Source organism: Micromonospora sp. CA-111912 (genome assembly GCF_050948415.1).
Lineage (GTDB): Bacteria > Actinomycetota > Actinomycetes > Mycobacteriales > Micromonosporaceae > Micromonospora.
This window is the reverse complement of the sequence record NZ_CP192007.1, coordinates 5,517,579-5,544,578: the sequence shown is the minus strand read 5'-3', so window position 1 is coordinate 5,544,578 and position 27,000 is coordinate 5,517,579. Positions and strand designations below refer to the sequence as shown.

Genomic DNA, 27,000 nt, shown 5'->3' with positions numbered 1-27,000 from the left:
GGGGGGGACGTTCCCACGTATGGCGCGTACCTGGGTAGTGGTTCTCGGCGTGGCGCTCGGTGTGTCGCTGGCGCTCCCGGCGGCGCCGGCTTCGGCGCACAATTCGCTGACCGGCAGCAACCCGGAGAACGGCGCGCGGGTGGCCGCCGCGCCGGCCCGGATCGAGCTTCGCTTCCTGGCGAAGCCGGACCCGGGTACGACGAAGATCACAGTGACCGGTCCGGACAACGTGGCCGCGCTCGGGGGCGAGCCCACCTTCTCCGGAAGCCGGGTGAGCGTCCCGTTCGCGCCCGGCGCCGCCGGCCTCTACGTCGTCGGGTACCAGGTCGCCTCGGGCGACGGCCACCCGGTCAAGGGCGAGGTGCGGTTCACCCTCACCGCCGGCACCCCGGCCCAGCCCCCGTCGTCGCCCCCGACGGCGAGCGCCGCCCCGACGGCCGCGCCGTCGTCACCGGCCGCCACGACGAGCCCGCCGGCGGCTACCCCGGCCGCCGCCGAACGCTCCGACGACGACGGCGGCGGTGCCGGCTGGCTGTGGGCGCTCGGCGGGCTCGTCGTCCTCGCGGCCCTCGCCGCCGGCCTCCTGCTGCGCCGCCGCTCGCCCCGCCCCTGAGCCGCCGCGCGCCCGGGCGCTGAGTCGCCACGCGCCCGGGCGTTGACGGCGAAGGGGCCTTGCCCCGGCATGCCCGAGGCACTGACGGCGAAGGGGCCCGCCGGGTCACCGGCGGGCCCCTTCGCAGGTCAGGTCAGGGCAGGCGGAGACGCGCGGCGCGCAGCCGGGTGAGGGAGCGCTCGCGGCCGAGGACCTCCAGCGACTCGAACAGCGGCAGGCCCACGGTGCGGCCGGTGACCGCGACCCGGACCGGCGCCTGAGCCTTGCCGAGCTTGAGGCCACGCTCCGCGCCGACCGCCTCCAGCGTCGCCTTCAGCGAGTCGGCGTCCCACGACTCCAGCGCCTCGAACGCGACCACCGCCGCGTCCAGCAGTTCGGCCGCGCCCTCCTTCATCGCCTTGGCCCAGGCCGCCTCGTCGATCAGCGGTGCGGCCAGGAAGAGGAAGTCGACGTTCGGCACGATCTCGCTGAGCACGGCGATCCGGGTCTGGGCCAGGGGGGCGACCGCGGCGAACGCGTCCGCGTCGAACTCCTCCGGCTGCCACGGCGGCGGGGCGATGGTGTCGGTGCCGGTCAGCCACGGCTGGCAGGCCGCGACGAACTCGTCCACCGGCAGCGCCCGGATGTAGTCGCCGTTGAACGCGCGCAGCTTCTTCTCGTCGAAGAACGCGGGGGAGGGGTTGACCTCGTCCAGCCGGAACTCCTCCTCGATCACCGACCAGGGCACGATCTCCCGGTCGCCGGACGGCGCCCAGCCCAGCAGCATCAGGTAGTTGCGCATCGCGTCGGCGAGGTAGCCCTCGTCCCGGAACGCCTCCAGGGCGACCTTGTCCCGCCGCTTGGACAGCTTCTGCCGCTTCTCGTTGACCACCACCGGCACGTGCGCCCAGATCGGCGGGGTGACCCCGAGGGCGTCCCAGAGAAGCTGCTGCTTCGGGGTGTTGGGCAGGTGCTCCTCGGCCCGGATCACGTGGGTGATCCCCATGGTCATGTCGTCGACCACGTTGGCCAGCAGGAACACCGGCGAGCCGTCGCCCCGGGCGATGACGAAGTCCTCGATCAACTTGTTTTCGAAGGTCGGCTCGCCGCGGATCAGGTCGACCACCACGGTCTCGCCGGCATCGGGGGTCCGGAAGCGCAGCGCCCGACCCTCGCCCGGTTCCAGCCCCCGGTCGCGGCAGAAGCCGTCGTAGCCCTGGTACTGGGAGCCGGTGCGGGCCTGCACGGCGTCGCGGGTGCAGTCGCAGTAGTACGCCCGGCCGGCCTCGAACAGGCGCTGGGCTGCGGCGCGGTGCTCCCCGGCGTACGAGGACTGGAAGTGTGGGCCCTCGTAGCTGTCCCGGGCGATGCCGATCCAGTCCAGCGCCGAGAGGATGCCCTCGGTCCACTCCGGCTTGTTGCGGGCGGCGTCGGTGTCCTCGATGCGGAGCACGAACACCCCGCCCTGCTGCTTGGCGTAGATCCAGTTCTGCAGGGCCGAGCGGGCACCGCCGACGTGGAACATACCGGTCGGGGAAGGGGCGAAGCGCACACGTACCGTCACGTCCCCCAGCCTACGGCCGTCGGCCAGCGCTTTCCGCGAGGGGGCCGGGCCACCCCCTCCGGACGGGTCAGGCCACCGAGCGGATCTTGACCACCAGGACGCTGCCGAGCAGGGTGACCGCCGCGGTGGCCGCGTACAGGGTGGGGTAGCCGCCCAGGTGCACCACGAGCGGGGCGGACAGCGCCGGGCCGAGCACCTGCGGCGCGGAGTTGGCGATGTTGATCACCCCGAGGTCCTTGGCCCGGTCGGTGGCCGTCGGCAGCACCTCGGTGATCAGCGCCGCGTCGACGGACAGGTAGACGCCGTAGCCCGCCCCGAGCAGCAGCGCGGCGACCATGGCCATCGACCAGACCGGGGCGATGGCCAGCAGCGTCGCGGCCACCGCCATCACCAGGCCCGAGGCGATCACGAAGGCCTTTCGTCGCCCGGACCGGTCGGACAGCCGGCCGGCGACCACGGCGGTGAGGATCATCCCGAGGGTGTAGAGCAGGATCAGGATCAGTAGCCCGCCCTCGGGATCGGGGTGGCGCACCCCGTCGGTGAGGAAGTACAGCAGGTACAGGGTGCCCAGCGCGTTGCCGAGCTGGACCAGGAACCGGGTGATCCAGGCCCAGGCGAAGTCGGGGTGCCGGCGTGGGCTGATCCACATCGAGGCGAGCAGCGTGCGCAGCCGCAGCGCCGGGCGGTGCTCCCGGGGCAGCGGGTCGTCGGCGGTGAGCAGCGCGAACGGCAGCGACAGCAGCAGCACGGCCAGCGCGACCGCGGCGTACCCGGCGGCGTTGCCGGTCACCAGGGCGGTCACCAGCACCGCGCCGAGCACCAGGCCGAGTGACTGCGGGATGCCGATCCAGCCGGAGACGCCACCACGCTGTGCCACCGGCACCCGGTCCGGGATGCCGGCGGTGAGGCTGGCCAGCATCGCGTTGAAGCAGACCTGGGCGGCCACCCAGCCGACCGCCACCCCGGCGATCGTGTTCTGCCGGGCCAGCAGCAGCAGGGCGAGCGCCCCGAGGACCGCGCCGCCGGCCGTCCAGACGTGCCGGCGGCCCAGCTCCCGGCCGCCCAGCCGCAGGCAGGTCCGGTCCGACAGCGCCCCGGCGAGCGGGTTGGCCAGCACGGCGGCGAGCGCGCCGAGGCCGGTGACCACGGCGAACATGGCTTCCTTGTTGCCCGGCGCGATCCGCTCGATCTGCTGGGGCAGCAGCACCTGGATGGGGGTGAAGAAGGCCATCCACACCCCGAGGTTCGCCGCGAAGATCAGCGCGATCCAGCCCCGCCGCACCGGCGCGATCGGCTCGGCGAGCGCCGCCGGCAGCGTGGCCGGCGGCGGGTCGACGGTGGTCACGGCCCTACTCCGCGCTCGGTGTCGCGGGGCCCGCCGGCCGGGTGACCGCGTCGCGGAACCAGGCGTACGACGACTTGGGCGTGCGGGCTCCGGTGGCGAAGTCGACGTGCACCAGGCCGAAGCGCTTGGTGAAGCCCTCCGCCCACTCCCAGTTGTCCAGCAGCGACCAGACGAAGTACCCGGTCACGTCCACGCCGTCGTCGATCGCCGCCCGCACGGCGCGCAGGTGACCGTCCAGGTAGGTGATCCGCTCCGGGTCGTGGACCCGGCCGTCGGCGTCCGGGGCGTCGTCGTAGGCGCAGCCGCTCTCGGTGACCTGGATCGGCGGCAGCCGGTCGCGGTACCGGTCGCGCAGGCCGGTGAGCAGCTCGCGCAGCCCCTCGGGCGCGACCGGCCAGTCGAACGCGGTGCGCGGGTACCCGGCCAGCTCCACCAGCTCGAACGGCAGCGGCGAGTCCGCGTCGGGGGCCCGTACCCCGGTCGGGTTGTAGTAGTTGACGCCGAGCACGTCGATCGGCGCGGCGATCACCGCGAGGTCTTCGTCGCGGACGGCCCCCGTGTCGGCCCCGGCGACGTCGGGGTAGCCGAGGCCGAGCAGCGGGTCGGTGAACAGCCGGTTGTGCAGCGCGTCGTACGCGTCGGCGGCGGCCCGGTCGGCGTCGGTGTCGCCGGCCACCCGTACGGGCGAGTAGTTGTTGGTGATGGCCACCGGGCTCGTGGTGCGGGCGCGCAGCGCGGCGACGGCCAGGCCGTGCCCGAGGAGTTGGTGGTGGGCCACCGGGAACGCGTCGAACAGCAGCGTCCGGCCGGGGGCGTGCTCGCCGGTGCCGTAGCCGAGGCTCATGTGCACGAACGGCTCGTTGAGGGTGATCCACAGCTTGACCCGGTCGCCGAGCCGGGCGGCCACCAGGTCGGCGTACTCCGCGAACCGGGCGGCGGTGTCCCGGTTCAGCCAGCCGCCCGCGTCCTCCAGCGGCTGCGGCAGGTCCCAGTGGTACAGGGTGGCGACCGGGTCGATGCCTGCGGCGGCCAGGTCGTCGACGAGCCGGTCGTAGAAGTCCAGGCCGGCGGCGTTGGCCGGGCCGGTGCCGCCGGGCTGGACCCGGGGCCAGGCGACCGAGAACCGGTACGCCGACACGCCGAGCCCGGCCATCAGCGCGACGTCCTCGCCGGTCCGGTGCCAGTGGTCGCAGGCGACGTCGCCGGTGCTGCCGTCGGCGACCAGCCCCGGGGTGTGCGCGAAGGTGTCCCAGATGGACGGCCCGCGTCCGGCGGCGGTCGTCGCCCCCTCGATCTGGTAGGCGGAGGTGGCGATGCCCCAGCGGAATCCGGCCGGGAACTCGGGCAGCGGCTCGGTGGTCATGCACCCTCCAGGCGAGTCGAGAACCGACGGCGTTCGCGGGCGTTCCGCGGGGACGCCGGGAGCGCGACCCGCGGAACGCCCGCGAAACGCGAAACGTGTTCGGACTCTAGGCCCCCGACCGCCGATCGCGCCATAGGTGGCCGGCGATCGGTGCGCAAGGGCTTTCGGCGTGTCTTTTCCGAAGAAGTCCTAGTAAGTCCGTTTTCATGCATAGAGTGCGGAATATCGCGGATGTCCTCAGTGGGGGAAAGAACGAAAATGATCCTCGTGGAACGCAGTACGCACGTGGCGGCGCCGGTGGAAGCGGTCTGGGAAGTCGTCCAGCGGGCCGAGCAGTTGCCGGCCTGGCTGGCGGGAGTCCGTGCGGCCGAGGTGCTCTCAGGGGAGGGCTTTGGTCGCCGGCAGCTGGTCCAGGCCGGGCGCGGGTCGGCGCATGAGGCCGAGGTGATCGCCTACCAGGAGCCGAACCTGATCGGCTGGCGGGAGCGCGCCAAGGGCGCCGGGGCCCGGGCCGAGGCCCGGACCGAGATCTACGTCCAGCTCACCGGAGACGAGGAGCAGGGCGGGACCGTCGTGCGGCTCATCGTCGTACGCTGGCCGGCTGGCCCGGTCAAGGCCGCCCTGCTCCGGCTCGGGTTGCGTCGGGTCGGCGCCGATCTGGAGAACTCGCTGGCCCGGCTCACCGATCTGGCCGCCGTCGGCTGACCGGGCCCGTCCCGGCGTCACCCGCGATGGAGATGGTCCGGCGTCCCCGCCAGGGATGCCGGACCATTGCCCTGTCCGGGGTGGAGAAGACGAAGGGCCCGGCGCGGTGACCACCGCGCCGGGCCCTGCCGTTTTTCGCAGCCCTAGCTGTAATGCCCAGCACCGTTGTTGACGCGGGTGATGGGTGGTTTGCCGCCGAGTGAGGTGTGGTTGCGGTGGTGGTTGTAGGTGTGGATCCAGGTTGGTAGGGCGTCGGTGCGGTGTTGGTTGCTGGTGTAGGGCTGTTGGTAGGCCCATTCGTCGAGGAGGGTGCGATTGAAGCGTTCGGCTTTGCCGTTGGTCTGTGGGCGGTAGCGGCGGGTGAAGCGGGCTTGGGCGTTGAGGTCGGCCAGGGCGTCGCGCCAGGCTCGTGAGCGGCGGTAGGCCATGGCGTTGTCGGTCATGACTCGTTCGATGTGGGTGATGCCGTGGGTGGTGAAGTGCTCGGCGGCGCGGCGGAGGAAGCTGGCGCAGGTGTCGGCTTTTTCGTCCGGGTGGATTTCGGCGTAGGCGAGGCGGCTGTGGTCGTCGATGGCGCAGTGGACGTAGTCGAAGCCGACGCGGGTGGCGTAGCGGGCGCGGCGGCTTTCGATGCTGTCGCGGCCGTGGACGCGCCAGCCGCCGCCGTCGCGCAGGCGGCCGAGCTTCTTCACGTCGACGTGGATCAGTTCGCCCGGCCGGTCCCGTTCGTAGCGGCGGATCGGCTCGCCGGTGGGCCGGTCCAGCCAGGCCAGACGGTGTAGGCCGTGGCGGGTCAATACCGCGTGCACCGTGGAGGCCGGTATGCCGAGTAGCGGCGCGATCCGGCGAGGTCCGAGTTTGCGGTCCTGACGTAGTTGACAAATCGCTGTCTCGACCGTGGCTGGAGTCTTGTGGGGCAGATGGTGAGCGGTGCTGGGTCGGTCCCGTAGTCCTTGATCTCCCTCAGCACGCCACCGGGCCAACCACTTGTAGCCGGTGGCGCGGGAACAACCCAGCTCTTTCACGACGTGGGCCACGGGTCGGCCCTCGCCGACGACACGCGCGATCAACAGCCGCCGGCCGTGCACTGTCAGACGGGCATTACGGTGGGGCATGAGACCTCCGGTCCGGTTGTGGGCGTCAGCACCTCACACCTCGCCGGAGGTCTCACCTCATATCAAGCCGCCACGCCGTCAACAACGCTCATGGTCACTACACCTAGCTGTCGCCGCCGGTCTCGCCGACCGGGGCCGCGTTCACGTCCTCGATCGCGTACTTCTTGGCCGCCTCGGCCGGAACCGTGGCCGGCACCACGCCGCGCAGCGCGAGCTGCCGCAGAGTCGCGACCGCCACCGACTCGGCGTCGACGTGGAAGTGCCGGCGCAGCGCGTGCCGGGTGTCCGACATGCCGAACCCGTCCGTGCCGAGCGAGGTGTAGTCGCCCGGTACCCAGCGGGCGATCAGGTCCGGCACCGCGCGCATCCAGTCGCTGACCGCGACCTTCGGCCCGTCGGCATCGGCCAGCTTCTGCTGGATGTACGGCACCCGCTGCTCAGCGCCCGGGTTGAGCAGGTTGTGCTCCTCGCACTGCACCGCGTCGCGGCGCAGCTCGGCCCAGGAGGTCACCGACCAGACGTCGGCGGCCACCCCCCAGTCCTGGGCGAGCAACTGCTGCGCCTTGAGCGCCCACTGCATGCCCGTGCCGGAGGCCAGGATGTTGGCCTTCGGGCCGTCGACCTGCGGGGCGGGGGAGTAGCGGTAGATGCCCTTGAGTAGGCCCTCCACGTCCACGTCCGCCGGCTCCGCCGGCTGGTGGATCGGCTCGTTGTAGATGGTCAGGTAGTAGAAGATGTTCTCCGGCTGCTCCCCGTACATCCGGTGCAGGCCGTTCTCCACGATGTGCGCCAGCTCGAACGCGAACGCCGCGTCGTAGGCGACCACCGCCGGGTTGGTGGCGGCGAGCAGCAGCGAGTGGCCGTCCTCGTGCTGGAGGCCCTCGCCGTTGAGCGTGGTCCGCCCGGCGGTCGCGCCGAGCACGAAGCCCCGCGCCATCTGGTCGGCCGCCGCCCAGAAACCGTCGCCGGTGCGCTGGAAGCCGAACATCGAGTAGAAGATGTACAGCGGGATCATCGGCTCGCCGTGGGTGGCGTACGCGGTGCCGGCGGCGGTGAACGAGGCCACCGAGCCGGCCTCGTTGATGCCCTCGTGCAGGATCTGTCCGGTCGTCGACTCCTTGTACGACAGGAACAGCTCCCGGTCGACCGAGGTGTACCGCTGGCCGTGCGGCGAGTAGATCTTCTGCGTCGGGAAGAGCGAGTCCATGCCGAAGGTGCGGGCCTCGTCCGGGATGATCGGCACCCAGCGCTTGCCGAACTCCTTGTCCTTCATGATGTCCTTGAGCAGGCGGACGAAGGCCATCGTGGTGGCCACCTTCTGCTTGCCGGAGCCGCGCTTGACGTCGGCGAACCGCTCGCTGCCCGGGATCGCCAGCGCCTTGCCGGCGGTCCGCCGCGACGGCAGGTAACCGCCGAGCTGCTGCCGCCGTTCCTTCAGGTACGCGATCTCGTCAGACTTCTCGCCCGGCTGGTAGTACGGCGGGAGGTAGGGGTTCTCCTCCAGCGTCTTGTCCGATATGTCCAGGTAGAGGCGGTCGCGGAAGAGCTTCAGGTCGTCCAGCGTCAGCTTCTTCATCTGGTGGGTGGCGTTGCGGCCCTCGAAGTGCGAGCCGAGCGTCCAGCCCTTGATCGTCTTGGCCAGGATCACCGTCGGCTGGCCGGTGTGCTCCGTCGCCGCCTTGTAGGCCGCGTAGAGCTTGCGGTAGTCGTGGCCGCCCCGCTTGAGGTTCCAGATCTCGTCGTCGCTGAACCCCTCGACCATCTTGCGGGTCCGCTGGTCACGGCCGAAGAAGTGCTCCCGCACGTACGCCCCGGACTCCGCCTTGTAGGTCTGGTAGTCGCCGTCGGGCGTGGTGTTCATCAGGTTGACCAGCGCGCCGTCGGTGTCGGCGGCGAGCAGCGGGTCCCACTCGCGGCCCCAGACGACCTTGATGACGTTCCAGCCGGCGCCCCGGAAGAACGCCTCCAGCTCCTGCATGATCTTGCCGTTGCCCCGGACCGGCCCGTCGAGCCGCTGGAGGTTGCAGTTGATCACGAAGGTGAGGTTGTCCAGCTCCTCGCGGGCGGCCACGCCGATCGCGCCGAGCGACTCCACCTCGTCCATCTCGCCGTCGCCGAGGAACGCCCAGACGTGCTGCTGCGAGGTGTCCTTGATGCCCCGGTGGTGCAGGTACCGGTTGAACCGGGCCTGGTAGATCGCGTTCAGCGGGCCGAGACCCATGGAGACCGTCGGGAACTCCCAGAAGTCCGGCATCAGCCGCGGGTGCGGGTACGACGGCAGCCCGCCGCCCGGGTGGGACAGCTCCTGGCGGAACCCGTCGAGCTGGTGCTCGCTCAGCCGCCCCTCCAGGTACGCGCGCGCGTACATGCCGGGGGAGGCGTGCCCCTGGTAGAAGATGTGGTCGCCACCGCCCGGGTGGTCCTTGCCCCGGAAGAAGTGGTTGAAGCCCACCTCGTAGAGCGACGCCGAGCTGGCGAAGGTGGAGATGTGCCCGCCGACGCCGATCTCGGGGCGCTGCGCACGGTGCACCAGCATCGCCGCGTTCCACCGGATGTACGCCCGGATCCGCCGCTCGATGTGCTCGTCACCCGGGAACCACGGCTCGTGCTCCGGCGGGATGGTGTTGATGTAGTCGGTGGTGGTCAGCGACGGCACCCCGACCTGACGCTCGCGCGCGCGCTCCAGCAGACGCAGCATGACGTACCGGGCGCGTTTGGTTCCGCGCTCGTCGATTACTCCGTCGAGCGACTCGATCCATTCGCCGGTCTCTTCGGGGTCGATGTCCGGAAGCTGGCTCGGCAGACCGGCGGTGATCACCGGGCGCTTGCGTTCCGTGGCCACAGGCGTTCCCTCGGTTGTGTGTGGGACAGGTCTCTAGATGCCATCCTGCCTCCTCCCGGCGGTGATCGTCACGTCTGCCTCCCCCAGACGCGACGCTGGACACAGGTACCCGTGGGTAACATTTGGGCCGGCCGCTCCACCCGAGCTGCCGGCGGAACACTCCAGGCCCGCGCCCCGGATTGCGCTTACCCGGAACCGCCCCGCCCCGCTCCGTCCGGCGCGGCGGGCGGGTTGCCCGCGCCCCCTACCGTCTGGGCATGACGATGCTGCGGGGGTTGGCTGGCGCAGTCGTACTGGTCGGTGGGCTCGTCCTCCTGCTGGCGCTGATCGGGCTCGCCGGTGGGGAACTCGACGCGGCCCGGTCCGGGGTGTTCGGCCTGGTCCTGCTGGCGGCGGGCCTGGTGCTGTTCGAGCGGGCGGGCCGCCGGCGCGGCGGGGACTCCGGCGGCTGGTCGGGCGGCGGCGAGAGCGGGGGCGGCGGAAGTTGGTGACCGCCGTCGCGGCGGCTGCCGGCGGGCACGCCGTGCCTCGGGCAGAATGCGCCGTATGCGTACCGAGGTGATCACCGTCCAGACCGGGTCCCGGCCGACCGTCCGGGACATCACCGCCGAGGCGGAACGGTTCGTCTCGGGCCAGGGCGACGGCCTGCTGCACGTCTTCGTGCCGCACGCCACCGCCGGCCTGGCCGTGATCGAGACCGGCTCGGGCTCCGACGACGACCTGCTGCGGGCGCTGGACGACCTGCTGCCCACCGACGACCGCTGGCGGCACCGGCACGGCTCGCAGGGGCACGGGCGGGACCACGTCCTGCCCGCCTTCGTCCCGCCGTACGCGACCCTGCCGGTGGTCGACGGGCGGCTCGCGCTGGGCACCTGGCAGTCCATCTGCCTCGTCGACACGAACGGCGACAACCCCACCCGCAAGGTCCGTCTCTCGTTCCTGCCGGGCTGACCCGGGGGGCGGGCCACGCCCGCCCATCGGCACCGGCTCAGGGCGGGACGGTCCCCCCTCGCCAGGTCGGACGTACGATGACGCCCATGCCGCAGCCCGTCCCTCCCGACGCGGGCGACCGCTCCGGCCTCGCCGGGGACACCGTGCGCCGGCTCCTGCACGTCGCGGCGGCCGTGCGGCACCATCAGGACGCCGAGGTGGCCGAGCTGGGGCTCACCCCGGCCGCCGCCCGGGCGCTGCACCAGCTCGACCCGGACCGCCCGCAGCCCGCCCGCGACCTGGCCGAGCAGCTCGGCTGTGACCGGTCGAACGTCACCACCCTGGTCGACAAGCTGGAGCAGGCGGGGCTCGTGGAGCGCCGGGCCGACCCGACGGACCGCCGGCTGAAGACGCTGGCCGTCACCGAGGCAGGCCGGCGGATGCGCGGCCACGTCGAACGGGTGATGTCAGACTCCCGACTGCTCTCCGGGCTCACCGACGCCGAGCTGGCCACCCTGCGCGAGCTGGTGTGGAAGGTCTCCGACGGCGGCTGCCCACAGCGGTGCGCGGAGGACTGAGCCGCGCCGGGCGAATCGTGTCTGAGTGGGCGAGGGGGCGTCGAGTCGGTAATGCTGTCCGACGTGACCACCCCGCAAGATCTCGACGACCGGTTCCGGGAGGCCCTCGCCGGGCTGGCTGCCGCGCCTCGGCGACGTGACCCGGCCGAGCCCGTCCGCGACGGCACGGCGCTGACCGGGGCGCAACTGCTGGACCTCTTCGACGCCCAGGTCACCAGCCGGCAACTCGACCTCGCCGGGCGGTGGCTGCGCAGCTTCGGCGAGGGTTTCTACACCATCGGGTCCGCCGGCCACGAGGGCAACGCGGCGGTCGCCGCCGCGCTGCGTCCCGGTGACCCCGCCCTGCTGCACTACCGCTCGGGCGCGTTCTACTGCCTCCGGGCCGCCCTGGCCGCCGGCCGGACCGCCTTCCCCGACCCGGCCTTCCCCGACCCGGCCGGGAACGCCGACGAGGGTGGCGCGGACGACCACGCCGGCCCTCGCCGCCCAGAAACCGACCCGGACCCCGACGCCGCCGCCCCAGCCATCGATGCCGACGACACCGATGCCGCAGACGCCGACGCAGAGGGCCCCGACGCCGGCCTGACCAGCCCGGCCGGTCCGACCAGCCCGGCCGGCGCGGTCCGCCCGAACGGCCCGGCCGGCCCGCCGGCCGACGCCGTGGCGGGAGGTGACGCCGCCGAGGGTGCCGGCCCGGCCGGGGAGACCGATCCGGAGGACACGTACGCCGAAGCGGCCCGGGACGTGCTGCGCGGCATGGTCGCCTCCGCCCGGGAGCCGATCGCCGGTGGCCGGCACAAGGTCTTCGGCCGGGCCGACCTCGCCGTCGTCCCGACCACCTCCACCATCGCCTCGCACCTGCCCCGGGCGGTCGGCGCGGGCCTGGCCCTGGAGCGGCTGCGCCGGCGTGACCCGGCCGGGCGGCCGGCCGGGGCGGCCCCGGCCGGTGACGTCGGGCAGCCACCCCGCTCGCCCTGGCCGCCGGACGCCATCGTGGTCTGCTCGTTCGGCGACGCCTCGGTCAACCACGCCAGCGCCACCGCCGCGTTCAACACTGCGGGCTGGTACGACCACACCGGGCTGCGCATCCCGGTGCTCTTCGTCTGCGAGGACAACGGCCTCGGCATCAGCGTCCGCTCGCCCAGGGGCTGGGTGGAGGCGACGCTGCGGGCCAAGCCGGGCATCCGCTACTTCGCCGCCGACGGGACCGACCCGGTGCACGCGTACGAGGCGGCGGTGGAGGCGGCCGGCTGGGTGCGCCGGCACCGGCGGCCGGCCGTACTGCACCTGTCCACCGTGCGGCTGATGGGACACGCCGGGGCCGACGCGGAGGCCGCGTACCGCCGCCCCGGGGAGCTGGCCGCGGACCTGGCGCGGGATCCGCTGCTGGCCACCGCGCGGCTGCTGGTCTCCGCCGGCGTGGCCACCGCCGATGAGCTGCTGACCCGCTACGACGAGCGCGGCTGGCAGGTACGCCGGATCGCCGAGGAGGTGCTCGGCGAGCCGAAACTCGCCTCCGCGGCCGAGGTGGTCGCCGAGATCGCGCCCCGGCGGCCGGCCCGGGTGGCCCGCGCGGTGGCCGACGCGGCGACCCGGGCCGCCGGGCCCGGCGGCGTCGCCCGGGCCGAGGCGTTCAGCGGCCGGCTGCCCGAGTCGGCCGGTCCGCTCACCCTGGCCCAGAGCATCAACGCCGCCCTCGCCGACGGCATGCTCGACCACCCCGGGATGGTCGTCTTCGGCGAGGACATCGCCGTCAAGGGCGGGGTGTACGGGGTGACCAAGGGGCTGCGCGACCGGTTCGGCGCGGCCCGGGTCTTCGACACCCTGCTCGACGAGACCTCGATCCTCGGGCTCGGGCTGGGCGCCGGGCTGGCCGGGCTGCTGCCGGTGCCGGAGATCCAGTACCTGGCGTACCTGCACAACGCCGAGGACCAGCTCCGCGGCGAGGCGGCCACCATGCGGTTCTTCTCCTCGGGCGCGTTCCGTAACCCGATGGTGGTCCGGGTGGCCGGGCTGGCGTACCAGGAGGGCTTCGGCGGGCACTTCCACAACGACAACTCCCTCGCCGTGCTCCGCGACGTGCCGGGCCTGGTGATCGCCGTGCCGGCCCGCCCGGACGACGCCGCGCCGATGCTGCGCGCCTGCCTGGCGAGCGCGGCGGTGGACGGCAGCGTGTGCGTCTTCGTCGAGCCGATCGCCCTTTACCACACCCGCGACCTGTACGCCAAGGGAGACGGCGAGTGGCTGGCCGACTATCCGGAGCCGGAGGCGTGGGCGGCGGGACACGCCCCGGTCGGGCGGGCCCGGGTCTACGGCGTGGGCTCGGCCGAGGATGTCACCATCATCACCTTCGGTAACGGCGTACGGATGTCGTTGCGCGCGGCGGCCGCTCTCGCCGACGAGGGAGTCGGCACCCGGGTGGTGGACCTGCGCTGGATCGCGCCGCTGCCGGTCGCGGACATCGTCCGGGAGGCCTCCGCGACCGGCCGGGTGCTGGTCGTGGATGAGACGCGCCGGTCCGGCGGGGTCGGGGAGGGGGTGCTCGCGGCGCTGGTGGACGGCGGGTACGTCGGAGCGGCGCTGCGGGTGGCGGCAATTGACTCGTTTGTACCATTAGGTCCGGCAGCGCGCCAGGTACTGGTGTCCGAGGAGGCCATCACCCAGGGTGCCCGTACGCTGCTGGCACGGTAAATTCCGATCCACCCGGTGCGCCACTTGCGCGGGGAGCCACGAGTGTGTGGACTCTGCCTGACGGCATCGCAACGATGCCGCGAGCAGGGACGAGATGAGGAGGCACGCGACAGTGAGCGCGACCGCTGGTCAGGCCGCCGACGGGGTACGCAGCCTGGCGGACCGGTTCGGGATCGAGCCGGGGATGGTCGTCATGGAGATGGGGTACGACGAAGACGTCGACCAGGATCTCCGGGACGCCCTGACCGACCGCTGTGGAGAGTTGGTCGACGAGGACACCGATGAGGTGGTCGACGCGGTGCTGGTGTGGTACCGCGACAGTGACGGTGATCTCTTCGAACTCCTCGTTGACGCCCTCGGCCCGCTGGCCGACAACGGCGTCGTGTGGCTGCTGACGCCCAAGGCCGGGCGGGAGGGGCACGTCGAGCCGAGCGAGGTCGCGGAGTCCGCGCCCACCGCTGGCCTCCAGCAGACCTCCACGGTCAACGCCGGCCGGGACTGGAGCGGCGCCCGTCTGGTGCTGCGCCGGGGTGCGAAGGCCAAGAAGTAGCAGCGGCCCGCCCGGGGCAAGACCGGGCAGCAGCCCTCCGCCACCACACCCGGCAGCCCCGGCCGCCGGGTGTGGTGGCAGGCTGGTACGACCCTGACTCGACCTGAGGAGCTTGCATGCCGATCGAGGTTGGCGCAGACGCGCCGGACTTCGTGCTCAAGGACCAGAACAACCAGGAGGTCCGGCTGTCGGACTTCCGTGGCAGCCGCACCGTGCTGCTGGTCTTCTACCCGCTCGCCTTCACCGGCATCTGCCAGGGCGAGCTCTGCGAGGTGCGGGACAACCTCAACGAGTACGTCAACGACGACGTGCAGGTGCTCACCGTCAGCGTGGACTCGGTCTACAGCCACAAGATCTGGGCCGACAAGGAGGGCTACCAGTTCCCGTTGCTGGCCGACTTCTGGCCGCACGGCGCGGTGGCCCAGGCGTACGGCGTGTTCAACGACGTCGCCGGGATCGCCAACCGGGGCACCTTCGTGATCGACAAGGCCGGCGTCGTCCGGTTCGCCGAGATGAACATGCCGGGCGAGGCGCGTGACCAGCAGGGCTGGCGCAAGGCCCTCGCCGAGGCCGTCGCCGCCTGATCCCACCCCAGGCACACCGGCGCGTCGGGCCGGGCCGGCAGGGTAGGCTTGCCGGACTCCGGCCCGCCGCACGGGCGTTCGGGGCGCGTAGCTCAGTGGGAGAGCACTCGCCTTACAAGCGAGGGGTCGCAGGTTCGAAACCTGCCGCGCCCACCAACACCCCTTCACCTGCGGAAACGGCGGCGGAGGGTCACAACTCGAAAGAGCTTAATCGGTCGGACAGGACTCGCTTACTTAGGAGATTTCTGCGGGGGCACCTGGAAGCTCAAGACGGTCGGCGAGGGTGACCATCGACCAGAAGTCCCCGTGCGCAGTGCCGCTGCACAGGTTCCACACCAGCCGGGTGATCAGCTCCCCCATTGGTGAATGCTGGCCGCGCAACCGTCCACTCCTTGCCGGTACCGGGGAGCCGCAGCAAGAGCGGTCAGCACACCGCCGGCTCCGGCGCAGTGGACATCCGCCGCGCCGCCTTGAGGTTCGGCGCCTCCGATCACTGGCGAGGTTGTGAAGACAGTTCATGCTGTAGTAAATACGCGCTGAGAGAGCACGGTCGCTGATCTTCTGGGAATTCCGTTCCGCTATTTAGGATGACGGGAGATCTTGGTAGGAATCGGCCCCTCCAGGGGCCGATTCCTACCAAGATCTCCCGTGCGGTAAGTCGTGACCCCGGCGTGAACTTCGATGATTCTCTGAAGCAATCCTGCCCGCGCTGCTCCTACCAGCAAGGGCGCGTCTCCACCAACCACCCCAGGCCGGAGACCCTCACGACTTTGCCGGGGCCCTGCCTGAAAGGGTTATTGTTTTCGGCCCGCATGCGCCGAACTACGGGCTTCGACGTGCGTCGTCCTGCGATTGGTATGGCGTGGAGGCGGTCGTCAGGGGGGACGGTGCGGTCGGTGGCCACGGACCGGTCAGGTACTGGATCGAGCAGTATGAGCCCCGGGTGCGTATCCGATTTCGTTTCACTGCGCCGAGTGGCTTCGACGGATTTCATGAGTATGAGCTAATTCCGGTAGCTGAAAGTGAATGCGTTATCCGTCATTCGTTGGTGGCGAGCATGCGATGGTCTGCCCTTCTGACATATCCCCTTATCTACCACCCATTTCATGATGCGTTGTTGGAAGACAGCCTCGATAAGGCTGCGTTTTTCACGGGCACAGCGGTCAATGTTCCTCACCGGTGGTCGAGGCGGGTCCGACTGTTACGATGGACTGCCTCGCGAATTCGTCGAAATAGCAGCTCGAAGGCACGATGACCGACGCACTCTTCTCGGCAGTTCCATGCATTGTAACGACGTCTGGCCTGCGGCTGCCTCCGCCTTGCGGGAACGCATCTCGGTCCGTGCTGGTGATGGGAGGCGCCAGCATCGACGCAGTTCCGAAGATTGAGCGTTCGGCCGCTGACAGCAACGGTGACAGCAACGAGGGTCACTACAGCCGCCCGTCGAGCTCACCGAGCGCATGGCGTCAAGGTTCGCGTGCGAGTAGACCCTCAGAGTGATCTTCACTTCGGAGTGTCGGGCGACGGCCTGGAAAGCCGGCGGCCGTCAGGTCGTCGAGGGTGACCGGGCTGTCCTTTCCAACGCCGAAATCCAGCGTGGACGACAAGGTCGACGCACTGGTTCACCATGAGCACGTGACCGAGCCGCAACCCGCAGCAGCCGCCCGACGAAAGCTCGCCCGGGACGTCGGAGTCAACGTGTTGGCGAACCTCATCGCGGCGGCGATCATCTTCCTGCTCGCTGTCGCCGGTGACTTCCTCACAGCCAACCCGCTCATCGTGGCGGGCGTCGCCATCCTGCTGGCGGCAACCGCAGGAATCGGACTCTATGTATGGTTCGATCGACGCGACTTTCAGGCGGTTTTGGGCGCGATGACGCTCTATGTGATGCTCGTGGGCTTCATGGTGCTGTTCGGCGGGCTCGTCGCATTACTTGGGCTTTTTGCGAGGTGACCGCCACGACCAGTGGCCGGGATCCGCGCCACGCCCCGCGCCCATGGAGCCGCCCCACTCGGCGTACGTCTGCACCTGCTTGACGCCGGGATGCTGGCGGCCGGCGCGAATCTCGGCGCCCGCCCACGGCTGACCGCCCAGACGGTCGGCGAGCCAGCCCTCGAAGCCGTGTACGCGCAGGCGGGTCACCCCTCCTCGATGTCGATGACGGGAACCCCGCCGTACAACTTCCCGTCGGCGGTGAGTACCGCGGCGTCGTGGTCGAGTGCGGCCATAGCGCACGCGGCGAGGTCAGGGCGGCCGGTGGCGGATCGCCAGTACGCCAATTCATGCCACGAGTCACCGTGGGTGTCGAGTACAGCGCAGGCCCTGTGCTGGAGAAGCCGTACCAGCAGCGCCCGGTCGTGGCCGTCGTCGATGTCGGCGAGGGCTTCGGCGGCGGCGATGGCGGGCACACCGAACGCGACACGGCTTTCGACGACTTCGTGAATGGGTTCGGCGACGTGCACGGACCCGGTGATGTAGGTGAGCAGTGCGGACCTGTCGAGGATGAGCCGGACGGGCCGGTGGGGTGTGATCACGCGGCGGAGGAGCGGGATGCGCCGGGGTCGGTGAACATGTCGGCGGCTGCCCGTCGGGCGTCTTCGCGGAGCGCGGCCCGCCGTTCGGAGGTCCATTCGGCTTCGGCGGCAAGGCGGCGGGCGCGGGCCTGGGCGACGCCTTCGGCGGTGACGGTGATACCGAGTTCGCGGTTGAGGTTGGTGAGCTGTTCCAGTTCAATGCGGGCGCGGACGCTGTCGACGACGAACGCGCTGGCGTTGGGTTCGGCTTCGAGCCGGTCGGCTACGTCTTCGGGGACGGAGATCGACAGCTTACGGAACCGCTGGGCAGGCTCGGTCATACCAACACCATAGTCCGGTGCCACCCACCGGGGACGTGATGACATGGGGTTTCGTCAGGTTCACTCTCGGTGTGAGCGCGGACGGCATGGTGCGGCGGCTGAGCGACAGTCACGGTCGTGGCCGGCCACCGTCTCACGGCTAAGCGCCTTCCCCCCCCGAGACGTGGAGGGATGGTCGCGGCTGACGGCCCACCGGAGCGCAGCGCCCAGATCGAGGGGCGCCCCGCGAACAGCGTCACTCAGTCGCACCGTCCTGCGATAGTCCTGATGCAAGCCAGTGACCTCGTTGCCCTGAGGATCGTAGATGACCAGGCCGTACCGCTCGGCCATGCGACACACGACGTCTACCGCCCTGGTGCCCAGGGGCCTATGGGTGATGCTCATGTCGACGTGGTCGATGCCGACATCCAGAGGTGCCGACATCCAGGGCGATTCAGGACCGAGCGGTGGTTGATCTGGGAAGCACTGCCGCAGTTCCCCGTAGAAGGCGACGATTCTGTGGTCGGGCTCCCCGTCTTTGTGCGCGAGGCTGGTGCAGTGCTCGATCATCTCGTGCAATCCCCGTCGGTTCCGCTCCCCGCTCGGACTGTGAGGCGGGCCGAACGGTGGTGGTCCCGCGCCGGACGCCCGGCGCGGGACCACGGATACCTGCCGGTCAGCTCGCGCAGACGGCGTACGCGCGCACCTTCCAGGTGTCGCTGAAGCCGTTCTCGTCCTCCGCGGCGCGGACGGTGACGACGGTCGAGGACGTGGCCCGCATCTCGGTCAGGCGCACCTGGCCCTCGCCGCCGAGGATCTCGCCCCCCACCCCGTGCACGCGCGTGCCGGCGGGGCAGGTGGCCGTGACCGACTGGGTGGCGGTGGAGCTGTAGACGCTGTCGTCGATCACGCGCTGCTCGCCGGGCAGCGGGTCGGCACAGATCGCGGTGGCGTCCAACCACCACGTGCCGGCGAAGCCGGTGCCGTCCTCGGCGCCCGCCACCACGACGCTGTTCAGGTTGATGCGCAGATCCTCGAGGACGAGCTCGCTGTTCGAGGCCCCGACGACCGCGCCACCGACCCCGATGGCGTGCTTGCCGGCCGGGCAGGACTTCTCGAACCAGTTCGACGTGCCGAGGCTGGGCGCGGAACTGCCGGATACGGTCACCAGGCCCGGGGGCAACGGGGCGCACACCGCGTTGGCCGTGACCGCCCAGTTGCCGGCCACGCCGTTCTCGTCCTCACGTCCGGTCACCGAGTACGTGTCCGAGCCCACCAGCGGCACCATGATGTCCATGCCGACCTGCCCGAGGCCCGAACCGGTGATCGCGCCGCCGCCGCCGATGACCTTGGAGCCGGCCGGACAGGTCGCGTTCTGTGACTTCGCGACGCTGTTGCTGGGGCCGGTCGTCGTTTTGAGGCTCAGGCCGGGCACCGCCGCCACCGGTCCGGTGAGGACCACCTGGCCGAGCACGAGCGCGCTCAGCACGCACCCGCCCACGGCTGCCGTCCGACGCGACCAACGGTTCCGGTTCAATCCTTCTCGCATGGTGTCTTCCTTTTCTAGGAGGTGTTCGACACCGGTAGGAGCGCGGTCGGGTCGGGATGCCAACAGAAAGTTCCGAAGAAAAAAATTCCCGGCTTTACTGGCACGGTTGACGAGCAGCGGGGGACACGATGGACACGGCGGCACAGGACGACACCGCGCTGGTCGAGGCGGTACGTCGCGGCGAGCGGGCCGGGCTGGAGGGCATGTACCGGCGGTACGCCGACCGGCTGTACACGTACGCCCGGACCATGCTGCGCGAGCCGGAGGCCGCCGCGGACGCCGTCCACGACGCGTTCCTCACCGCCAGCCAGCGCATCGGCCAGCTGCGCGAGCCCGACCGGCTGCGCTCCTGGCTGTACGCGATCGTGCGCAACGAGTGCCTCCGGCAGCTCCGGGAGCGGTCCCGCTCCCTGCCGCTGGAGGAGGCCGGCGAGCCGGTGGCCGACACCGCCGACCCGGCCACGGGCGTCAACGCCGAGCAGGTACGCGACCTGGTGCACGCCGCGACCGCCGCGCTGAACCCGGGCGACCGTGAGGTGGTCCACCTGGCGATCCGCCACGACCTGTCGTCCGCCGACATCGGCGCGGCCCTCGGGGTGCCCGCCAACCACGCGCACGCCCGCCTGTCGCGCGCCCGCACCCAGCTCGAACGGGCGCTGGGGGCGCTGCTGGTGGCCCGCACCGGGGCCCGGGACTGCCCCACCCTCGCCGACCTGATCGACGGCTGGCAGGGCCGGCTCACCCCGACCCTGCGCAAGCGGGTCTCGCGGCACATCGAGGACTGCGCGGTGTGCGGGCTGCTCCGGCGGGAACAGCTCAGCCCGGCCGCGCTGCTGTCGGCGTACACGGCACCGGCCTTCCTGGTCGTCGCCGACACGGTGTGGCCGAGACTGGCCGAGGTCTGCGCGACCGACGCCCTCGCCGACCCGGCGTCCGACGCGGCGAGCGCGGATCCGGCGGCCGACGCGGCAGGTGCGGTCCCGGCGGATCCGGCGTCCGACGCGACAGTCGATCCGGCGAGTGCGGTCCCGGCCGATCCGGCTAGCGCGGGCCCGGACGGCGCGGCGGCCGACTTGGCGCCGGCAGCCGACGAACCCTCCGGATCCGGCGATGCCGGGCCGGCGGACGGACCGGCCGACGGGCCCACTCCAACGGGCGGCGGTGCGACGGCGTCCCCGGACGGTGCGGCGGCGGTGCCGCGCGGAACGACGCACGCCGTGCGGGCGACCTCGCGGGCGGACCGCGACCGGAACCGTCGGCGGCTGGCCGCGACCGTGGCTCTGCTGATCCTCATCGCCGTGTTCGGCACCTGGGCACTGGCCCCCGGTCGCAAGACCGCCGCGCAGGACGGCTCCGGCCAACCGGTGTCCGAAGTGCTCGGTCAGCCGGCCGGGGAGCCGGTGGCACCCCCCGCCGCGCCGCTGCCGTCCGGCACAGCCACGGAAGCCGAAACGCCGGCTCCGGCCGGCGGCGGCGGTGCGACGTCCGGCCCCGTTGCCGGGCCGGCGGACGGCGACGGGGCCGCCCGGACCGATGCGCCCGCCGCGCCCGATCTCGTGCCGGGTGGCACCGCACCGGCACCGACCGTGGCACCGAGCAGACCACCGACCGTGCCCCGGCCGACCGCCGCACCGAAGGTCGCCGCGCCGTTCACGGTCTCCGCCACCGCGCGGGTGCGGTGCGGTGCGGAGACGTACAGCCTCGCGGTGCAGGCCACCGGCAGTGCCACGCTCGGCGGTGCCGAGGTTCGCTGGACACCTGCCGGCGGCCGCACGTCGACCCGGGCCACGACGGTGGACGGATCCGCCGGGCGGGTGACCGTCGGAGGGCTGCGCGCGTCGGCGCTGACCTGGTCGGTACGGGCGACCGCGGTGGACGGCCGCACGGCGCAGAGCCCGACCTACACGATCACCGACCCGTGCGTCCGGCCGGGATAGGAGGGACGTGGGGTGGGCCGGGGGCGATCCACGCCTGGATTTCGTACGGCTGGTGTTGGATCGGGGCGAGTGGCCGGACGAGCCGGAGGTGCCCTGGTGAGCTACGCGGAGGTCAACGGCCTGCGGCTGTGGTACGAGGTGCACGGCTCCGGCCGGCCGCTGGTGCTGCTGCACGGCGGGTACGGCGCGGTGGAGATGTTCGCCCCGATCCTGCCCGCCCTCGCCGGGCGCCGCCGGGTGGTCGCGGTCGACCTTCAGGGTCACGGCCGCACCGCCGACATCGACCGCCCGCTGCGGTACGAGTCGATGGCCGACGACGTCGCCGCGCTGATCCGCCACCTCGGCCTCGGCGAGACCGACGTGCTGGGCTACTCGCTGGGTGGCGGCGTGGCCCTGCGGGTCGCGATCCAGCACCCGGACCTGGTGCGACGGTTGGTGGTGGTCTCCGCCCCCTGCCGACGGCAGGGCTGGTACCCGGAGGTGCTGGCCGCGATGGGCACCCAGGACGAGCGGACGGGCGAGCGGATGCGGGGCACCCCGCCGCACGAGCTGTACGCCCGGGTGGCCCCGCGCCCGCAGGACTGGCCGGCGCTCTGGGCCAAGACCGGCGATCTGCTCCGCCGCGAGTACGACTGGTCGGCCGAGGTGGCCGCCCTGGCCCTGCCCACCCTGCTGGTCTTCGCCGACGCCGACTCGATCCCGGTCGGCCACGTGGCGGAGTTCTTCGGGCTGCTCGGGGGCGGCCACCGTGACGCCGGCTGGGACGGCACCGACCGCCCCGCGTCGCGCCTGGCCGTGCTGCCCGGCCTCACCCACTACGACATCGTCGCCTCGCCGGCGCTGCCCGCCGCGGTGATCCCGTTCCTCACCACCCAGGTCCGCGAGCCGGCCTGACCGGGCCGCGTCGGTCGTCGAGTACGGCGGCGAGGTCCCTGGCCCGGTTGCTCTTAGACGTATACGTCTACTAGGTTGTCCCGGTGCCCCTGGACGCCTCCCGGAACAGCCTGGTGCTGCCGCTGCTCGGGCTTCTCGTCGAGCAGCCGTCGCACGCCTACGACCTCACGACGCGCCTACGCGACCGGTACGGGCACCTGCCGGTGACCCGAAGCACCGTCACGTCCCTGTTGAAGGCGCTGGAGCGGGCCGGCCTGGTCGCCGCCCGCGCCCCCGAGCGGGTGGGCAACCGGCCGCCGCGCACGGCCTATGGGCTGACGGAGGCGGGCGTGACCGACTTCCGCCGCAAGGTCGAGGAGGGACTTCGGGACGCCCAGGTCGCCTCAGTGGACTTCATCATGGCCGTCGCCTACCTGGGGATCCTCCCGGCCGGCCACGCGACTTCGATCCTGGACGCCCGCGCCGCCCGGCTCGACCAGGAGCTGACGGCCCTGCGGGAACAGCCCGACGGGGTGGTCGAGGCGCACATGCTCGAAGTCGCCTACTGGCGCACCGTGGTCGCCGCCGAGGCGGGCTGGATCAAGAACATGGCGGCGCGGATCCGATCACACGACATCGACTGGCCGAGCGCGGAGCCCGGCGGACTGGGGAGGACCGACGCATGAAGTTCGGCATCTACCCGGGCGGACGGGCGGGCGCCGTCTGCTCGTACCCGCCCGATCCCACCGCGATCCGCGCCCTCGTCGACGACCTCGCGGGCGGCCAGCCGTTCGTCGTCCGCGAGTACGTGCACTTCTTCGGCGACGACACACCGCCGGACGTCGTCGCCTCGCTCGGCGCCGACCACGACCTCGCCCACCTCACGATGCCCGACGAGTGGTACGTCGAGGGAGGCCGCGAGCTCGACCTCGTGGTGAGCTACCTCCCCCAGACCGCCGACATCCCCGGATGGCTGGCCTTCCTCGACACTGTCATCGACCGCTACGGCCACCTTGCGCGGTGCCTTCAGGTGACGCTCGAACCCAACTTCCCGATCCCGCTCATCGACGGAAGCGCCCCCGGCGTTCTCCAGGCCCTGACCCTCGGCGTACCGCACGCGCGCGCCGCGCTCGACCGACGGTGCCGGCAGGACGTACGGGTCGGTTTCTCCGTCGCCGAGCCGGCGGAGTGGCTGGGCGGCGACGACGCGTTCTGGGCATACCTGTCCGCCCTGCCGCGGCGGGACTTCGCGGATCACGTCGACTACGTCGGCCTGGGCCTGTACCCCGACGCCTTTTCGCCCGTCGCCCCGCGCGGCAGGCCGGGCGACGTCGCATCCCTCACCGGACACGCCCTCGACCACCTGCGAAACCACTCGCTACCGCGTGCCAGCATCCCGCCCGGCGTTCCGATCCACGTGGTCGAGAACGGCAGCCCCAGCGGGGCGCCGCGCACCGAACAGGGGCAGTGCGACTCACTGTCCGACATGCTCGGCGTGATCCTCGCCCGCCGGGAAGCCCTGAACATTACCCAGTACGAGATGTTCAGCCTGCGTGACGCGGACAGCGGTTCCGACCAGCCCACCGGAACGTTGGGGATCGTCACCGACACCTACCGGCCCAAGCCCGCTCTCGCCAGCTACCGCGACGTCGTCCACGGCGCCGGTCGGTCACCCGCCGATGGAAGACGTTGACGGCTGCGGCTCACCGGTGGCGCGTTCGAGATCGCTCTGCCGCACGGTCGACGTTGCGATCGACGGGTGCGCAAACTAGGTTGTCGCGGTGCCCCTGGACACCTCCCGGGACAGCCTGGTGCTGCCGCTGCTCGGGCTTCTCGTCGAGCAGCCGTCGCACGCCTACGAGGTCGCGACACGGCTCCGCGACCGATACGGGCACCTGTCGGTGACCGGCAGGACCATCACGTCCCTGTTGAAGGCGCTGGAGCGGGCCGGCCTGGTCGCCGCCCGCGCCCCCGAGCGGGTGGGAAACCGGCCGCCGCGCACAGCCTACGAGGTGACCGAGGCGGGTCTGGCGGACTTCAGCCGCAGGGTCGTGGAGGGGCTCAGCGACGCCCAGGTCGCCTCCCCGGACTTCGTCATGGCCGTGGCCTACCTGATGCTCCTCCCGGCCGACGACGCGGCGGCGATCCTGGACGACCGTGCCGCCCGCCTGGGCCAGCGGCTGACGGCCCTGCGGCAGGAGCCCGCCGGGGTGCCCGAGGCGTACAAGCTCGAAATCGCCTACTGGCGCAACGTCGTCGCCGCCGAGGCGGGCTGGATCAGGATCCTGGCGGCGCGGATCCGGTCGCGCGACATCGACTGGCCGACCGAGTAGCCGGCCGGTCGAGGCGCTCGGCCAGCCAGGCCAGCACCGCGTCGGCCTGGGCCCGCTGAAACTCCCGCAGCCCCGGGATGCCGACCGGCGACGGGTGCCGGGCCCTGTCGGCGAAGAAGCCGGCCAGGCCGGCCAGCACGCCGGTGACCGCGTCCGGCTCGGCGGCGGCGGTGAGCGGCCGGGCGCGCAGCAGCGCCTCGGTGTCGTGGCCGCCGTGCAGCCGAACGTTGACCAGCAGCAACACGGTGTCCAGCCAGGCCGGGCCCCGGCACGCCCAGGGCCAGTCGACCACGCTCACCCGGCCGTCCGGGCCGACGAGCAGGTTGTCGGCCCGCAGGTCGCCGTGGCAGAGGGTGTCGCCGGCCAGCGCGGCGACGCCGTGGTCGGCGCGGGCCCGCAACTCGTCGAGCCGGGCCCGCGCCCACGGGTCGAGGTGCTCCGGCGGTTCGGCGGCGATCCGGTGCCAGCCGGCGAAGTCGTTCCCCAGCGTGTCGGCGGCGCGTGGCGCGTGCGCGACGGGCGCGGGGGTGAGCGCGGCGGCCATGGCCTCCAGGGCGTCCAGCACGGCGGCGAGTTCGTCGGCCCGCCACGGGGTGGCCGGGTGGCGGCCCTCCACGTCGTCGAAGACCAGCGCCACCCACTCGCCGTCGTCGTGGCAGCCCCACAGCCGGGGCGCGGGCGTGTGCGCGGGCAGCGCGGCGGCGTTGCGCGATTCGGCGCGGTGCAGGGCGGGGCTGCGGTCGTTCTGCGCGGGGCTGACCGCCTTGACGAACGCCCGCCGGCCCCCGGCCGTGCGTACCCGGTCGGCGCTGCCGGGGGACCAGCCGCCCGGCTGCGTCGCCGCCGCCACCACCCGGTCGCCGATGATCTCCTCCACGGCGGCGCGCACGTGGCCGGGCAGGTCGGCCCACTTGATCCGGGTACGCGCCGCCTCGCTCACCGGCCCATACTGGCGCGCGGCCGGCGGGCCGGGCAACCGATTACCCCGCGTCCGGGGGACACGGGGCTGGCGCGTGCTGCTGCGGCTGGCCCTGGTCGACGACGTCGAGGTCGGCTGGCTGAACGTCGCAGGTGTGCCCCCGTACCCAGCGGGAACCCACGCCCGGGCGCACACCGGGAGGCCGGACGCCCGGGCGCACACCGGGACCCTGCCCGGACGCACACCGGGAGGAGCGAGGCGATGGGGGACCGCACCGCACTGACGATCGGTGTGCTGGGCTCGTACGGTGGCCGCAACCTCGGCGACGAGGCCATCCTGACCGGCCTCCTGGCCGACCTGCGCTCGCACGAGCCGCGCGCGCGGATCATCGTCTTCTCCCGGAACCCGGACCACACCGCCCGGGCGCATCCCGACGTGGAGGCGGTGCCCTGGGAGGGGGTGAGCCGGGTCGACTCGGCGCAGGTGCTGGCCGAGCTGGACCTGCTGATCCTCGGCGGCGGCGGCATCCTCTACGACCGGGAGGCCCGCCGCTACCTGCGGGTGGTCCGGGTGGCCCAGGAGCGGGGCCTGCCCCTGCTCACGTACGCGGTGGGGGTGGGGCCGCTCAGCGACGGGGTGGACACCGGGATGGTCCGGGAGACCCTGGCCGGTGCCACCGAGGTGACCGTGCGGGACCAGGAGTCCCGGATGGTGCTGGAGGAGGCTGGGCTGATCAACCCGATCACGGTGACCGCCGACCCGGCGTTCCTGCTCACGCCGGAGGAGTTCCCCGAGCGGTTCCTCCGCGAGGAGGGGGTGCCGGCCGGCCGGCGACTGGTCGGGCTCAGCGTCCGCGAGCCGGGCCGGGCCGCCGAACGGCTCGACGTCGACGGCTACCACCGGCTGATCGCCCAGATCGCCGACTTCCTGATCCACCGGATCGACGCGTACGTGCTCTTCGTGCCCATGGAACGCGACGACATCCGGCACTCGCACGGCGTGATGTCGCACATGACCGCCGCCGAGCGGGGGCGCATCCTGCACGGCGACTACTCGCCCCGGCAGGTGCTCGGGCTGATGCGGCACTTCGACCTCGCCGTCGGCATGCGGCTGCACTTCCTGATCTTCGCCGCGATGGTCGGCACCCCGTTCCTGCCTCTGCCGTACGCGGGGAAGGTCTTCGACCTGGCCCAGCGCCTCGGCGTGCCGGCGCTGCGCGGCGTGGAGCGGGAGGTGGAAGGGCCGCTGCTGGCCGAGGTGGACCGGTTGTGGGACGAGCGGGAGGCCCGCGCCGCGCAGACGGCCCGCCGGGTGGCCGAGGTCTGCGACCAGGCCCGGGGCACGTCGCAGGTGACCGGCGCGGTGCTGGAGAGCCTGCGCTCGTCGCGGCTGCCGGGCCGGGTGGACGGCCGGCTTCGCCCGACCGGGGCGCCGGGCGGTCAGACGGCCGACCCCCGCCACCGGTAGAGCCACCCCTGGCCGCCCTCGGCCACCGATTCCAGCTCGTAGATCTCAGCCTCGGCCAGCCCGTGCCCGCCGAGGTGGTGGTGGGTCAACGGCGGACGGCCGTTGCTGTCCAGCTCGACCGTGACCGCCTGCCCGTCGGCGGTGCCGCCCGCCAGCGGGATCTCTTCCGTTGCTGCCATGCGCCCAATCCTGCCGGGGCGACCGCCGCCCCGCAGGAGATCCCCGGCAGC

Annotated in this window: 26 protein-coding genes and 1 tRNA gene; 16 read left to right on the top strand and 11 right to left on the bottom strand. The window is 72.2% G+C overall.

Annotation, left to right across the window (positions count from 1 at the left end; translation table 11 throughout):
• Positions 1-19: 19 nt before the first annotated feature.
• Positions 20-613 carry a copper resistance CopC family protein gene (locus tag ACQPZO_RS22975; RefSeq protein ID WP_433343869.1) on the top strand — a complete coding sequence of 198 codons (594 nt, stop codon included), beginning with the start codon at positions 20-22 and terminating at the stop codon, positions 611-613.
• A gap of 133 nt (positions 614-746) precedes the next feature.
• Here the strand turns inward: ACQPZO_RS22975 and gltX are convergent, their stop codons facing one another.
• From gltX to ACQPZO_RS22960, 3 genes are all read right to left on the bottom strand, one after another.
• The gene (gltX, locus tag ACQPZO_RS22970; protein ID WP_433351170.1) at positions 747-2,117 is read right to left on the bottom strand and encodes a glutamate--tRNA ligase; all 1,371 of its coding nucleotides are present in this window, start codon (positions 2,115-2,117) and stop codon (positions 747-749) included.
• A 106-nt stretch (positions 2,118-2,223) separates the two neighbouring features.
• The gene (locus ACQPZO_RS22965) at positions 2,224-3,501 is read right to left on the bottom strand and encodes an MFS transporter (RefSeq protein WP_433343867.1); all 1,278 of its coding nucleotides are present in this window, start codon (positions 3,499-3,501) and stop codon (positions 2,224-2,226) included.
• Between the two features lie 4 nt (positions 3,502-3,505).
• The gene (locus ACQPZO_RS22960; protein WP_433343865.1) at positions 3,506-4,864 is read right to left on the bottom strand and encodes a GH1 family beta-glucosidase; all 1,359 of its coding nucleotides are present in this window, start codon (positions 4,862-4,864) and stop codon (positions 3,506-3,508) included.
• Between the two features lie 258 nt (positions 4,865-5,122).
• Between ACQPZO_RS22960 and ACQPZO_RS22955 the strand changes: the two genes are divergently transcribed.
• Positions 5,123-5,569: an SRPBCC family protein gene (locus ACQPZO_RS22955; RefSeq protein WP_433343864.1), complete on the top strand. Its 447-nt coding sequence runs from the start codon at positions 5,123-5,125 to the stop codon at positions 5,567-5,569.
• Between the two features lie 143 nt (positions 5,570-5,712).
• On the opposite strand, the gene ACQPZO_RS22950 is transcribed toward ACQPZO_RS22955, so the two are convergent.
• Both ACQPZO_RS22950 and aceE read right to left on the bottom strand, forming a co-directional pair.
• Positions 5,713-6,684 (bottom strand): IS481 family transposase, encoded by a 972-nt coding sequence (locus ACQPZO_RS22950; RefSeq protein ID WP_433343862.1) that lies wholly within the window; start codon positions 6,682-6,684, stop codon positions 5,713-5,715.
• 103 nt (positions 6,685-6,787) lie between these two features.
• The gene (gene aceE, locus ACQPZO_RS22945) at positions 6,788-9,526 is read right to left on the bottom strand and encodes a pyruvate dehydrogenase (acetyl-transferring), homodimeric type (RefSeq protein WP_433343860.1); all 2,739 of its coding nucleotides are present in this window, start codon (positions 9,524-9,526) and stop codon (positions 6,788-6,790) included.
• A 257-nt stretch (positions 9,527-9,783) separates the two neighbouring features.
• On the opposite strand from aceE, the gene ACQPZO_RS22940 reads away from it, so the two are divergent.
• The 7 genes from ACQPZO_RS22940 to ACQPZO_RS22910 all read left to right on the top strand — a co-directional run bounded on the left by ACQPZO_RS22940 (position 9,784) and on the right by ACQPZO_RS22910 (position 15,015).
• Positions 9,784-10,017: a hypothetical protein gene (locus ACQPZO_RS22940; RefSeq protein WP_433343858.1), complete on the top strand. Its 234-nt coding sequence runs from the start codon at positions 9,784-9,786 to the stop codon at positions 10,015-10,017.
• Positions 10,018-10,072: 55 nt separating this feature from the next.
• Complete coding sequence (locus tag ACQPZO_RS22935) at positions 10,073-10,477, top strand: secondary thiamine-phosphate synthase enzyme YjbQ (RefSeq protein WP_433343857.1); 405 nt, start codon at positions 10,073-10,075, stop codon at positions 10,475-10,477.
• 86 nt (positions 10,478-10,563) lie between these two features.
• On the top strand, positions 10,564-11,034 hold the full coding sequence (locus tag ACQPZO_RS22930; RefSeq protein WP_433343855.1) for a MarR family winged helix-turn-helix transcriptional regulator: 471 nt from the start codon (positions 10,564-10,566) through the stop codon (positions 11,032-11,034).
• Positions 11,035-11,085: 51 nt separating this feature from the next.
• Positions 11,086-13,725, top strand: coding sequence for a transketolase C-terminal domain-containing protein (locus ACQPZO_RS22925; RefSeq protein WP_433343853.1), 2,640 nt, complete (start codon positions 11,086-11,088; stop codon positions 13,723-13,725).
• Positions 13,726-13,837: 112 nt separating this feature from the next.
• The gene (locus ACQPZO_RS22920; protein WP_387025743.1) at positions 13,838-14,275 is read left to right on the top strand and encodes a DUF3052 domain-containing protein; all 438 of its coding nucleotides are present in this window, start codon (positions 13,838-13,840) and stop codon (positions 14,273-14,275) included.
• Between the two features lie 116 nt (positions 14,276-14,391).
• On the top strand, positions 14,392-14,859 hold the full coding sequence (locus ACQPZO_RS22915) for a peroxiredoxin (protein ID WP_387025741.1): 468 nt from the start codon (positions 14,392-14,394) through the stop codon (positions 14,857-14,859).
• A gap of 81 nt (positions 14,860-14,940) precedes the next feature.
• Positions 14,941-15,015: transfer RNA gene (locus ACQPZO_RS22910), tRNA-Val, on the top strand.
• A 78-nt stretch (positions 15,016-15,093) separates the two neighbouring features.
• Here the strand turns inward: ACQPZO_RS22910 and ACQPZO_RS22905 are convergent.
• A complete protein-coding gene (locus tag ACQPZO_RS22905) occupies positions 15,094-15,219 on the bottom strand; it encodes a hypothetical protein (protein WP_433343850.1) in 126 nt (41 codons plus the stop codon).
• Positions 15,220-16,419: 1,200 nt separating this feature from the next.
• Between ACQPZO_RS22905 and ACQPZO_RS22900 the strand changes: the two genes are divergently transcribed.
• Positions 16,420-16,812: a hypothetical protein gene (locus ACQPZO_RS22900; protein ID WP_433343849.1), complete on the top strand. Its 393-nt coding sequence runs from the start codon at positions 16,420-16,422 to the stop codon at positions 16,810-16,812.
• Positions 16,813-16,997: 185 nt separating this feature from the next.
• Here the strand turns inward: ACQPZO_RS22900 and ACQPZO_RS22895 are convergent, their stop codons facing one another.
• The 3 genes from ACQPZO_RS22895 to ACQPZO_RS22885 form a co-directional block, all read right to left on the bottom strand.
• On the bottom strand, positions 16,998-17,393 hold the full coding sequence (locus ACQPZO_RS22895) for a hypothetical protein (protein ID WP_433343847.1): 396 nt from the start codon (positions 17,391-17,393) through the stop codon (positions 16,998-17,000).
• Positions 17,390-17,713, bottom strand: a complete 324-nt coding sequence (locus tag ACQPZO_RS22890) for a hypothetical protein (RefSeq protein WP_433343846.1) — start codon at positions 17,711-17,713, stop codon at positions 17,390-17,392. Before ACQPZO_RS22890 ends, ACQPZO_RS22895 begins: the two co-directional genes overlap by 4 nt.
• Before the next feature lie 655 nt (positions 17,714-18,368).
• Positions 18,369-19,181, bottom strand: a complete 813-nt coding sequence (locus ACQPZO_RS22885) for a hypothetical protein (RefSeq protein WP_433343845.1) — start codon at positions 19,179-19,181, stop codon at positions 18,369-18,371.
• Between the two features lie 188 nt (positions 19,182-19,369).
• Between ACQPZO_RS22885 and ACQPZO_RS22880 the strand changes: the two genes are divergently transcribed.
• The 5 genes from ACQPZO_RS22880 (at position 19,370) to ACQPZO_RS22860 (ending at position 24,384) form a co-directional block, all read left to right on the top strand.
• Positions 19,370-21,178 (top strand): sigma-70 family RNA polymerase sigma factor, encoded by a 1,809-nt coding sequence (locus ACQPZO_RS22880; protein WP_433343843.1) that lies wholly within the window; start codon positions 19,370-19,372, stop codon positions 21,176-21,178.
• Between the two features lie 96 nt (positions 21,179-21,274).
• On the top strand, positions 21,275-22,072 hold the full coding sequence (locus ACQPZO_RS22875) for an alpha/beta fold hydrolase (RefSeq protein ID WP_433343841.1): 798 nt from the start codon (positions 21,275-21,277) through the stop codon (positions 22,070-22,072).
• A gap of 83 nt (positions 22,073-22,155) precedes the next feature.
• Positions 22,156-22,737, top strand: a complete 582-nt coding sequence (locus tag ACQPZO_RS22870) for a PadR family transcriptional regulator (RefSeq protein ID WP_433343839.1) — start codon at positions 22,156-22,158, stop codon at positions 22,735-22,737.
• On the top strand, positions 22,734-23,744 hold the full coding sequence (locus ACQPZO_RS22865) for a hypothetical protein (RefSeq protein ID WP_433343837.1): 1,011 nt from the start codon (positions 22,734-22,736) through the stop codon (positions 23,742-23,744). The genes ACQPZO_RS22870 and ACQPZO_RS22865 overlap by 4 nt, the downstream gene beginning before the upstream one ends.
• An 88-nt stretch (positions 23,745-23,832) precedes the next feature.
• The gene (locus ACQPZO_RS22860) at positions 23,833-24,384 is read left to right on the top strand and encodes a PadR family transcriptional regulator (RefSeq protein WP_433343835.1); all 552 of its coding nucleotides are present in this window, start codon (positions 23,833-23,835) and stop codon (positions 24,382-24,384) included.
• Here ACQPZO_RS22860 and ACQPZO_RS22855 read toward each other — a convergent pair.
• A complete protein-coding gene (locus tag ACQPZO_RS22855) occupies positions 24,329-25,324 on the bottom strand; it encodes a phosphotransferase (RefSeq protein ID WP_433343833.1) in 996 nt (331 codons plus the stop codon). The genes ACQPZO_RS22860 and ACQPZO_RS22855 overlap by 56 nt on opposite strands.
• A 240-nt stretch (positions 25,325-25,564) precedes the next feature.
• Between ACQPZO_RS22855 and ACQPZO_RS22850 the strand changes: the two genes are divergently transcribed.
• Complete coding sequence (locus ACQPZO_RS22850; protein ID WP_433343831.1) at positions 25,565-26,770, top strand: polysaccharide pyruvyl transferase family protein; 1,206 nt, start codon at positions 25,565-25,567, stop codon at positions 26,768-26,770.
• On the opposite strand, the gene ACQPZO_RS22845 is transcribed toward ACQPZO_RS22850, so the two are convergent.
• Positions 26,743-26,949, bottom strand: coding sequence for a hypothetical protein (locus ACQPZO_RS22845; protein WP_433343829.1), 207 nt, complete (start codon positions 26,947-26,949; stop codon positions 26,743-26,745). The two genes, ACQPZO_RS22850 and ACQPZO_RS22845, sit on opposite strands and share 28 nt — an antisense overlap.
• Positions 26,950-27,000: the final 51 nt, after the last annotated feature.

Bases quoted from the DNA above. Each gene is read 5' to 3' on its own strand.
- ACQPZO_RS22960 (WP_433343865.1), bottom strand. From the start codon at position 4,864: ATGACCACCGAGCCGCTGCCCGAGTTCCCGGCCGGATTCCGCTGGGGC.
- ACQPZO_RS22915 (WP_387025741.1), top strand. From the start codon at position 14,392: ATGCCGATCGAGGTTGGCGCAGACGCGCCGGACTTCGTGCTCAAGGAC.
- ACQPZO_RS22940 (WP_433343858.1), top strand. From the start codon at position 9,784: ATGACGATGCTGCGGGGGTTGGCTGGCGCAGTCGTACTGGTCGGTGGG.
- ACQPZO_RS22975 (WP_433343869.1), top strand. From the start codon at position 20: ATGGCGCGTACCTGGGTAGTGGTTCTCGGCGTGGCGCTCGGTGTGTCG.
- ACQPZO_RS22950 (WP_433343862.1), bottom strand. From the start codon at position 6,684: ATGCCCCACCGTAATGCCCGTCTGACAGTGCACGGCCGGCGGCTGTTG.
- ACQPZO_RS22925 (WP_433343853.1), top strand. From the start codon at position 11,086: ATGCTGTCCGACGTGACCACCCCGCAAGATCTCGACGACCGGTTCCGG.
- ACQPZO_RS22955 (WP_433343864.1), top strand. From the start codon at position 5,123: ATGATCCTCGTGGAACGCAGTACGCACGTGGCGGCGCCGGTGGAAGCG.
- ACQPZO_RS22850 (WP_433343831.1), top strand. From the start codon at position 25,565: ATGGGGGACCGCACCGCACTGACGATCGGTGTGCTGGGCTCGTACGGT.
- ACQPZO_RS22845 (WP_433343829.1), bottom strand. From the start codon at position 26,949: ATGGCAGCAACGGAAGAGATCCCGCTGGCGGGCGGCACCGCCGACGGG.
- ACQPZO_RS22935 (WP_433343857.1), top strand. From the start codon at position 10,073: ATGCGTACCGAGGTGATCACCGTCCAGACCGGGTCCCGGCCGACCGTC.
- ACQPZO_RS22930 (WP_433343855.1), top strand. From the start codon at position 10,564: ATGCCGCAGCCCGTCCCTCCCGACGCGGGCGACCGCTCCGGCCTCGCC.
- ACQPZO_RS22865 (WP_433343837.1), top strand. From the start codon at position 22,734: ATGAAGTTCGGCATCTACCCGGGCGGACGGGCGGGCGCCGTCTGCTCG.
- ACQPZO_RS22890 (WP_433343846.1), bottom strand. From the start codon at position 17,713: ATGACCGAGCCTGCCCAGCGGTTCCGTAAGCTGTCGATCTCCGTCCCC.
- ACQPZO_RS22880 (WP_433343843.1), top strand. From the start codon at position 19,370: ATGGACACGGCGGCACAGGACGACACCGCGCTGGTCGAGGCGGTACGT.
- gltX (WP_433351170.1), bottom strand. From the start codon at position 2,117: ATGTTCCACGTCGGCGGTGCCCGCTCGGCCCTGCAGAACTGGATCTAC.
- ACQPZO_RS22905 (WP_433343850.1), bottom strand. From the start codon at position 15,219: ATGGGGGAGCTGATCACCCGGCTGGTGTGGAACCTGTGCAGCGGCACT.